Below are 10700 nucleotides of genomic sequence, written 5' to 3'. Positions count from 1 at the left end.
GTTAAAACCTATAAGGTTAAAACGATTTTTACAGAAAGTAATGCTTCTTCGAAAGTAGCTGAAACTCTTGTCAAATCAACAGGTGTGGGTCTAAAAACTCTGAATCCTTTAGAGGCAGACCCACAAAATGACAAGACTTATCTAGAAAACCTTGAAGAAAATATGAGCATTTTAGCAGAAGAATTGAAATGAGGAGATTATGAAAATCAATAAAAAATATCTAGCTGGGTCAGCAGCTGCACTTTTTTTAAGTGTCTGTGCTTATGAACTAGGTTTGCATCAAGCCCAAACTGTAAAAGAAAATAACCGTGTTTCTTACATCGATGGCAACCAACCAAGCCAAAAGGCAGAGACTTTGACACCTGATGAAGTCAGTAAAAAAGAAGGTATCAATGCCGAGCAAATTGTTATCAAAATTACGGATCAAGGTTATGTGACTTCTCATGGAGACCATTATCATTACTATAATGGCAAGGTTCCTTATGATGCTATCATTAGTGAAGAACTGCTGATGAAAGATCCGAATTATCAGTTGAAGGATTCAGACATTGTCAATGAGATCAAGGGTGGCTATGTGATTAAGGTAGACGGGAAATACTATGTTTACCTTAAAGATGCGGCCCATGCTGATAATGTTCGCTCAAAAGAAGAAATTACTCGTCAGAAGCAGGAACACGGTAGTAATCACGGAGGTGGTTCTAGCGATAAAGAGGTAGTCGCTGCCAGAGCTCAGGGTCGTTATACAACAGATGATGGTTATATCTTTAATGCATCTGATATTATAGAAGATACGGGCGATGCCTATATCGTTCCTCATGGTAATCACTTCCATTATATTCCTAAGAGTGACTTGTCTGCCAGTGAATTAGCCGCTGCTCGAGCCTTCCTAGCTGGAAAAGGTAGTCAAACAAGCTCAGTTGGCTATCGTCCGTCTACAAATTCTTCTAACAGTAGCTCATCAGAGGCATCGAATAGTAGTTCATATGGACAAACAAATCAAAGCAATGTTGAGACAAATACCAGAAGATGGGCTCCAAGTGTTAGCCCACAAGTGGATAATAGCTATCAAGAAAGTCCGAGTGAAGATGTATCTAGTCTCTTGAAACAACTTTATGCCTTGCCACTCAGTCAACGACATGTGGAATCAGATGGGCTTGTCTTTGATCCGGCGCAGATTACAAGAAAAACTGCGAATGGTGTTGCAGTCCCCCACGGAGACCATTATCACTTTATCCCTTATTCTCAAATGTCTGATTTAGAGCAGAAGATTGCAAGAATGATTTCTGAAAATTATCAAGGAAATCATACAACTGCAGGTGGTAAAGAATTAAAACCGATTCCGACTCCAAGCCTTCCAAAACCAATTCCTGCTCCAGAGCTTACCCCAATACCAAGTCCACAACCTGTACCAAATCCTCAACCAGCTCCAAGCAATCCAATTGATGGAAAATTGGTAAAACAGGCGATTCGAAAGGTGGTTGATGGTTATGTCTTTGAAGAGAATGGAACTTCGCGTTATATCTCTGACAAGGAACTTTCAGCAGAAACTGTTGCAGCCATTGATGATAAACTTGCCAAACAAGAAAGTTTGTCTCATGAGTTAGGAGCTAAGAAAACCAATCTTGCATCTGCGGATCAAAAATTTTACAACAAAATTTATGATTTACTAGCAACAGTTCATCAAGATTTGATTTCCAATAAAGGGCGCCAAGCTGATTTTGACGCTTTGGATAGACTATTGGAACGTCTCAATGATGAGTCAAGTGATAAAGTCAAGTTAGTTGATGATATCCTTGCTTTTCTAGCACCAATTACCCATCCTGAACGTCTTGGAAAACCAAATTCTCAAATTGCTTATACAGATGTTGAAATTAAATTAGCGAAATTAGCAGGTAAGTATACAACAGAAGATGGGTATATCTTTGACATTCGTGATATTACCAGTGATGAGGGAGATGCTTATGTAACTCCGCATATGACCCATAGTCATTGGATTAAGAAAGAGAGCTTGTCTGAAGCTGAAAGAGTAGCAGCCCAGGCTTATGCTAAAGAGAAAGGTTTGACACCTCCTTCAACAGAGAATCAGGGTTCAGGAGATACTGAGGTTAAAGGAGTAGAAGCAATCTATAATAAAGTGAAAGCAGCTAAGAAGGTCCCACTTGATCATATTCCTTACAATCTACAACATACTGTTGAAGTAAAAAATGGTAGCTTAATTATACCTCATTACGACCATTACCATAACATTAAATTTGGTTGGTTTGATGAAGGACTCTATGAAGCACCTAAGGGTTATAGCCTGGAGGATCTCTTTGCGACTGTAAAATATTACGTTGAACATCCTGAAGAACGTCCTCACTCAGATAATGGTTGGGGAAATGCCAGCGACCATGTTCGTAAAAATAAGGCAGACCAAGACAGTAAATCTGATGAAGATAAGGAAGATCGTCATGAATCAGACGAGTCAACTCGTCCTGAATCTGATGAAAAAGAGAATCACGCTGCTTTAAATCCTTCAGTAGATAATCTTTATAAACCGAGTACTGATGAAGAAGAGACAGCGGAGGAGTCTAAAGATAAAACAGACGAAGATGAAGTCCCTCAAGTAGAGACTAAAAAAGTAGAAGCTAAACTCAAAGAAGCAGAAGCTTTACTTGCCAAAGTAACGGATGCTAGTCTAAAAGCTAATGCGACAGAAACCCTGGCTGGTTTACGAAATAACTTGAGTCTGCAAACCATGGATAATAATGGTATCATGGCAGAAGCAGAAAAATTACTTGCGTTGTTAAAAGGGAGTAATCCTTCACCTGTAAATAAGGAAAAAACAAACTAATTAAAAATGGGAGTCTCGATAAGAGGCTTTCATTTTTAATTATGTATATACGAAAAATTCTTGACAAGCAGTACTAAAAAGAGTAAACTATTAACTAGTTAATTAACCAGTTTATCATTTATGGTGAATCAAATAGAGTTAAGAAAAGAGGAAAGAATGAAAATCAATAAAAAATATCTAGCTGGGTCAGCAGCTGCACTTTTTTTAAGTGTCTGTGCTTATGAACTAGGTTTGCATCAAGCCCAAACTGTAAAAGAAAATAACCGTGTTTCTTACATCGATGGCAACCAACCAAGCCAAAAGGCAGAGACTTTGACACCTGATGAAGTCAGTAAAAAAGAAGGTATCAATGCCGAGCAAATTGTTATCAAAATTACGGATCAAGGTTATGTGACTTCTCATGGAGACCATTATCATTACTATAATGGCAAGGTTCCTTATGATGCTATCATTAGTGAAGAACTGCTGATGAAAGATCCGAATTATCAGTTGAAGGATTCAGACATTGTCAATGAGATCAAGGGTGGCTATGTGATTAAGGTAGACGGGAAATACTATGTTTACCTTAAAGATGCGGCCCATGCTGATAATGTTCGCTCAAAAGAAGAAATTACTCGTCAGAAGCAGGAACACGGTAGTAATCACGGAGGTGGTTCTAGCGATAAAGAGGTAGTCGCTGCCAGAGCTCAGGGTCGTTATACAACAGATGATGGTTATATCTTTAATGCATCTGATATTATAGAAGATACGGGCGATGCCTATATCGTTCCTCATGGTAATCACTTCCATTATATTCCTAAGAGTGACTTGTCTGCCAGTGAATTAGCCGCTGCTCGAGCCTTCCTAGCTGGAAAAGGTAGTCAAACAAGCTCAGTTGGCTATCGTCCGTCTACAAATTCTTCTAACAGTAGCTCATCAGAGGCATCGAATAGTAGTTCATATGGACAAACAAATCAAAGCAATGTTGAGACAAATACCAGAAGATGGGCTCCAAGTGTTAGCCCACAAGTGGATAATAGCTATCAAGAAAGTCCGAGTGAAGATGTATCTAGTCTCTTGAAACAACTTTATGCCTTGCCACTCAGTCAACGACATGTGGAATCAGATGGGCTTGTCTTTGATCCGGCGCAGATTACAAGAAAAACTGCAAATGGTGTTGCAGTGCCTCACGGAGACCATTATCATTTTATCCCTTATTCTCAAATGTCTGATTTAGAGCAGAAGATTGCGAGAATGATTTCAGTAAAAGGACAAAATAACGGAAACAACAGGCCAGTAAATACTCAAAAGCCAACAAACAGTACAGTTGAGCATACATTTTTAGGAAATTCAATTAAGGCTTATGGTAAGGGTTTGGATGGCAAACCATATGACACTAGTGATGGATATGTATTCAGTAAAGATTCTATCTATTCAGTTGATAAATCAGGCATTATAGCGAGACATCGAAATCATTTCCATTATGTGGGATTTGGAGAGTTAGAACAATTTGAACTAGATGAAGTTAGCAAGTGGATGAAGGAAAAAGGCCAACCTAATGAGAGTGTTATTCCTTCAGAGAATATGGATAACAAAGAAAAACCAAAATTTGATTCAAAAAAAGTGACTGGTAAAGTGACTAAAGATGGTAAAGTAGGCTATGTTCTTAAAGAAAACGGAAAAGAATACTTCTACTCTCGAGATGAACTTGATCTTACTCAAATTGCTTTTTCTGAACAAGAACTCATGCTTAAGGATCGAGATCATTATCGCTATGATATTGTGGACACAGGGATCAAACCAAGATTGGCTGTAGATGTCTCAAGTTTGCCGATGCATGCAGCGAATACTACCTATGATACTGGAAGTTCATTCATTATTCCACACATTGATCATATTCACGTTGTGCCTTACTCATGGTTAGAGCCTGATCAAATTGCGACTATTAAATATGTCATGCAACACCCTGAGGTTCGTCCTGAAGTTTGGTCTAAGCCGGGTCACGAGGACTCAGGTTCCGTTATCGCTAATGTGACTCCTATTGAAAAACGCACTGGAATGCAGAATTGGCAAATTATCCATTCTGCTGAAGAAGTTCAGAAAGCTCTTGCAGAAGGTCGATTTGCAACTCCAGATGGTTATATTTTTGATCCGAAAGATGTATTGGCAAAAGAAACTTTTGTATGGGAAGACAAATCATTTAGTATTCCAAGAGCTGGAGGTGGTTCATTGAGAAGTATCACTAAATCCGACTTATCAGAAGTAGAGTGGAAACAAGCTCAAGACTTAATTGCCAAAAGAATGAAAGAAAAAGACTCCAAAACTGAAACGACTACACATCCTAATGAAGAATTAAAACCTGATTCAAACAATACTGAAAATAGTGATAAGAATAAGACTGCTGTAGATAAAAATGAAGAGCAACCGAAGAAAAATATAGGGGTGAATGAGACTGGTACAACAAACGGAATTCCTTCAGAAAATAAAGAAAATTCCAAAGAAGAAAATGACGATGATTTACCAAACTATGGGTTAGATAAAGTAACTTTAAATGAACATATAGAAAAGTTAGCGAAAATTGCTCAAATTGATCCTAAGTTTCTAATCTTTCAACCAGAAGGGGTTCAATTTTACAATAAAAACGGTGAATTAGTGATGTATGACATTAAGACACTAAAACAAATAAAACCTTAAAAGATTTTTATTAGTTATAATCTATTCGAAAGGATATTGTTCTATTTTTGATAGAATAATGTCCTTTTCTTTGTTAAAAAAGCTGGGGTTTACTGTCTTAAAAAAATGAATCAAAGAGTCCTAAGCAGTGATTTTATTTTTGACGATTAAAAATCTTGACTTATTAAATAAAAAAAGATAAACTATTTACTAGTTAATTAAATGGTTAAACACTAGTTAAGGAGTTATGGTGAAAAAGAGGACGATTTTAGTATTGATGAGCAGTGTATTGGCTCTGGTATTAGCTGCTTGTGGCCAAAAGGAAAGCCAGTCAGGTAAAGGGATGAAAATCGTGACCAGTTTTTACCCTATCTATGCCATGGTTAAGGAAGTATCTGGTGACTTGAATGATGTTCGGATGATTCAGTCAAGTAGCGGTATTCACTCCTTTGAACCTTCGGCAAATGACATTGCAGCCATCTATGATGCAGATGTCTTTGTTTACCATTCTCATACGCTTGAATCTTGGGCAGGAAGTCTGGATCCCAATCTAAAAAAATCCAAAGTTAAGGTTTTAGAGGCTTCTGAAGGAATGACATTGGATCGTGTCCCAGGGCTAGAAGATGTGGAAGCAGGGGATGGAGTTGATGAAAAGACACTCTATGACCCTCACACATGGCTAGATCCTGAAAAAGCTGGCGAAGAAGCCCAGATTATCGCTGATAAACTTTCAGAGGTTGATAGTGAGCACAAAGAAACTTATCAGAAAAATGCGCAAGCCTTTATCAAAAAAGCTCAAGAATTAACTAATAGATTCCAGCCTAAATTTGAAAAAGCGAGTCAGAAAACATTTGTAACCCAACATACAGCCTTTTCTTATCTAGCTAAGCGATTTGGACTCAATCAACTTGGAATCGCAGGTATCTCTCCAGAACAAGAACCAAGTCCAAGACAACTAACAGAAATTCAGGAATTTGTTAAAACCTATAAGGTTAAAACGATTTTTACAGAAAGTAATGCTTCTTCGAAAGTAGCTGAAACTCTTGTCAAATCAACAGGTGTGGGTCTTAAAACTCTGAATCCTTTAGAGGCGGACCCAAAAAATGACAAGACTTATCTAGAAAATCTTGAAGAAAATATGAGTATTTTAGCAGAAGAATTGAAATGAGGAGATTATGAAAATAAATAAGAAGAAACTTGCTGCTGGTGCAGCTGTCGTCCTTTCTTTAAGTCTTTGTATTTATGCATTGAATCAACATCAGACAGGAGAGAACAAAGATACGAATCGTGTATCTTATGTCGATGGGAAACAAGACACTCAAAAAACAGAGACACAAACACCAGATCAAGTCAGCAAAAAAGAAGATATCCAGGCTGAACAGATTGTTGTGAAAATTACTGATCAAGGTTATGTGACTTCACACGGTGATCATTTCCATTATTATAATGGGAAAGTTCCTTTTGATGCGATTTTCAGTGAAGAACTTTTGATGAAAGATGCCAATTATCAACTTAAAGACGCTGATATTGTTAACGAAGTCAAAGGTGGTTACATTATCAAGGTGGATGGTAAGTATTATGTTTACCTTAAGGATGTGGCACATGCGGATAACGTTCGTTCGAAGGACGAAATTGAACGCCAAAAACAAGGTCATACTCACGATGCACCAACATCTCATAGTGCAGTGGCGCTTGCTCAATCTCAAGGTCGCTATACTACTGATGATGGCTACATCTTTAATGCATCTGATATTATAGAGGATACTGGTGATGCTTATATCGTCCCTCACGGAGGACATTACCACTACATTCCAAAGAGTTCCTTGTCTGCTAGTGAATTGGCTGCAGCACAAGCTTACCTCTCTGGAACTAGAAATCAGCCTAGTGTGACTGACTATCGTCCAAGTACAAATGGGACTGGTCAAACTACCAAGCCTATTCAACAGGCTGAAATACCAAGTAATAAAGCCGAGAGTCTTCAAAGTCTATTACAGCAGCTCTATGCTCTTCCAAGTACTCAACGATATGCTGAATCGGATGGTTTGACTTTTGATCCTGCTAAGATTTTAAGCAGGACACCGAGTGGTGTAGCGATTCCTCATGGAAATCACTATCATTTCATTCCCTATACAAAGCTTTCTGCATTAGAAGAAAAGATTGCGAGAATGATTCCTCTAACTAGTGACAGTGTGAAACCAACACCATTGGAGAATCCAAGCAAACCAGCAGAAAAACCTACTCAGCAAAACCATCATCATGAGAAAGACGGTGACCATGGAAGTCAGGCCCCTAAGCATGAAGAGCATGGACATGATGGAGATGGACATGACCACCATCATGATGAAGACCATGATCACGGTTTTGATGCCGATCGTGTCATTAGTGAGGATGATCAAGGCTTTGTCATGACTCATGGTGACCACAATCATTACTTCTTTAAGAAGGATCTAACACCAGAACAAATTAAGGCCGCACAGAATCATCTGAAAAGTAAAACGCCATCAGTACCAAGTCCAGCCCATGATGATCACGATGAAGATACACACGGTCATCACCATGACGAACATGGTCATGGTTTTGATGCCAATCGTGTCATCAGTGAGGATGCGGCAGGCTTTGTCATGACTCATGGTGACCACAATCATTACTTCTTCAAGAAGGATCTAACACCAGAACAAATTAAGGCCGCACAGAATCATCTGAAAAGTAAAACGCCATCAGTACCAAGTCCAGCTCATGATGATCACGATGAAGATACACACGGTCATCACCATGACGAACATGGTCATGATTTTGATGTCAATCGAATTATCAGTGAAGATGCAGCAGGCTTTATCATGACCCATGGTGACCACAATCATTATTTCTTTAAGAAGGATCTAACACCAGAACAAATCAAGGCGGCGCAGAATCATTTGAGAGGTAAGACGCTAGTAACACCAAGTCCAGCTCATGAAAATCAATATGGCAATGATCATGGCCACCATCATGATGAAGACCATGATCACGGTTTTGATGCTAATCGTGTCATAAGTGAGGATGAGCAAGGCTTTGTTATGAGTCACGGTGATCACAATCATTATTTCTTTAAGAAAGATTTGACAGCAGACCAAATTAAGGCGGCGCAAGACCACTTGAAAGGGGCGAATACAACAACACCAAGCCCAGCTCATGATGACGATCACGACGAAGATCATCATGGACACCATCATGGTGAGGAACACGATCACGGTTTTGATGCCAATCGTGTCATTAGTGAGGATGAGCAAGGCTTTGTGATGTCACACGGTGATCACAATCATTACTTCTTCAAGAAGGATTTGACAGCTGACCAAATTAAGGCCGCGCAGGATCATTTGAAAACACATCATGATGCAGAGCCTGTAAAACCTCTTGCTAAAACGGTAGAGTCTTTCTCAAGAGATGCTAGTGATGATGAAAAAATAGCTTACATTTCAAAGACCTATGGTGTACCACTTGAAGCTATTAGAATTTCAAACGGCTTCTTTGTCTTTGGGAATCCAGACCAAGCCTACGATCCAACTCATATCCACCCATATGCTGTTCGTAAGGAACACGTTCGAATTCCGCTCCAAACTGGAAATCCAGAACTTGATTTCCTAAATGAACTCTATACCACTGCTTTGCGAGATGGTGTGTCTCCGTATAGTTTACAGGTAGAAAATGGTAGTTTTGTGATTCCTCATGGCGACCACAATCACTACATCAAGGTTCAAACGAAGGGCTATGAAGTAGCGTTAAAAAACAAGATTCCAGCCCTACAATCCAACTACCAACCTGGTGCTTTTGATGAGAAGGCGGTCTTGGCAAAAGTAGACCAACTTCTATCTGATAGCAGAAGCATCTATAAAGACAAGCCTATTGCACAAAGACAGATTGAGTTAGCCTTAGGTCAGTTTACTGAAAACATGAAGAAACTGGCAACTAACTCTACAGCGGGTTATCTTGCAACACTTGAACTCTTTGATAAGCAATATATCCATATTGATGAAAGTGTCAAACCTGTTGAAACGAGCGCTCTAGATAAGAAATATCAAGCCTTGATTGATAAAATCAACACACTGGATACAGATTCTTATGGACTTCCTAAGAAAGACCTTCTCGTTCGACTTCAAGAAGCTAAGTTAGCTAAAGATGAGGCTGGTTTATCAGCGGTTGAATCACAACTTCAGGCTCTTCAAGACTTTAATGACCGAACAGGTGTTACAACTGTAGAATACATCAAGTATTTCTACGAACACGTAAATGACGGTCGTTTGAGTGATGAACTTCGAAACAAAGTAGCTCAGTTGACTTGGACCTTGTATCAATCTCAATCCTTCCTGAAGGCAGCAGAATTGAACAAATTATTCCCAAGTATCTATCAGGCAAAACAAGAAGTGGAAGAAGCTTTGAAAGCTCAACCAACTACTGCGAAATCAAGTCAGACAGTTCTAGATACTGAAAAAGTTGATAATCAAAGTGCCAAGACAGCTATTTATGGTTTCTTGAAAGAATTGTACGGAGACTTTATGCCGGAAGAGCATGTCAATCATGTTAGCAAGGAACAAGTAGAAAGTCTCTTGAGCAAGGCAAATCAACTCTTGGAACAAATCCAAGAAGAAGGCATCAGACAATCCTTGGCAGAAGAAGTAGAAAATCTCAAAGCTGCCACAAACAAGGCTGATGCAGACTTGGATGAAGTAAACAGTCAGGTGAAAGATGTCTTAACTCGTATCGCTAGCGCCCTTCAACAAGAGAAGGAAAATGCTGAGCAAGATCCTCAGACGCTTGTTCTCTATCAAAAACTCTACGATATTCTTATGTCGCTTCATGCTTATTTAGAAAACAATAAGGGTTCTGATGCGGACTTTGATAAGGTTGATGCTCTACTAGATCAACTTTCTGCTAAGAGTAAAGATAAAGCTGCTTTACTTGAATTGACAAAAGCTATTCTGGTCTTGAATCAAGAAATCAAGTCAAAATCAAGTGCAAGTGAAGAAGCAACTCCATCAACAAATGCTGAATCAAATGGTGATAAGACAAGTGCTGAGAACCAACCAAACGTAGCTGTAGAATCTAACAGTGATACTGCAAACGACGAAAACAAACCAAACAACGCAACAGATTCTAAACCTGCTGAATCAACTTCAGAAAAGGAAACAACAGAATCTACAACAAGTACTGGAAATCAAGAAAAACCAGCTCAATAAAA

5 protein-coding genes are annotated in these 10700 nt (G+C 38.9%); all 5 read left to right on the top strand.

What is annotated here, in order from left to right:
• The coding region (locus B7696_RS09995) for a metal ABC transporter solute-binding protein, Zn/Mn family (protein WP_142358835.1) at nucleotides 1-192 on the top strand (192 nt) is incomplete at its 5' end.
• A 7-nt stretch (nucleotides 193-199) separates the two neighbouring features.
• On the top strand, nucleotides 200-2833 hold the full coding sequence (locus B7696_RS09990; protein WP_084863504.1) for a pneumococcal-type histidine triad protein: 2634 nt from the start codon (nucleotides 200-202) through the stop codon (nucleotides 2831-2833).
• A gap of 156 nt (nucleotides 2834-2989) precedes the next feature.
• A complete protein-coding gene (locus B7696_RS09985) occupies nucleotides 2990-5506 on the top strand; it encodes a pneumococcal-type histidine triad protein (RefSeq protein WP_084863503.1) in 2517 nt (838 codons plus the stop codon).
• 226 nt (nucleotides 5507-5732) lie between these two features.
• Nucleotides 5733-6653 (top strand): metal ABC transporter substrate-binding protein, encoded by a 921-nt coding sequence (locus B7696_RS09980; RefSeq protein WP_282186171.1) that lies wholly within the window; start codon nucleotides 5733-5735, stop codon nucleotides 6651-6653.
• Nucleotides 6654-6660: 7 nt separating this feature from the next.
• Nucleotides 6661-10698: a pneumococcal-type histidine triad protein gene (locus B7696_RS09975; protein WP_084863502.1), complete on the top strand. Its 4038-nt coding sequence runs from the start codon at nucleotides 6661-6663 to the stop codon at nucleotides 10696-10698.
• Nucleotides 10699-10700: the final 2 nt, after the last annotated feature.

The sequence above is a fragment of the Streptococcus mitis genome (assembly GCF_002096815.1).
Taxonomy (GTDB): Bacteria; Bacillota; Bacilli; order Lactobacillales; family Streptococcaceae; genus Streptococcus; species Streptococcus mitis_AD.
This window is presented reverse-complemented; position numbering and strand designations above follow the sequence as displayed.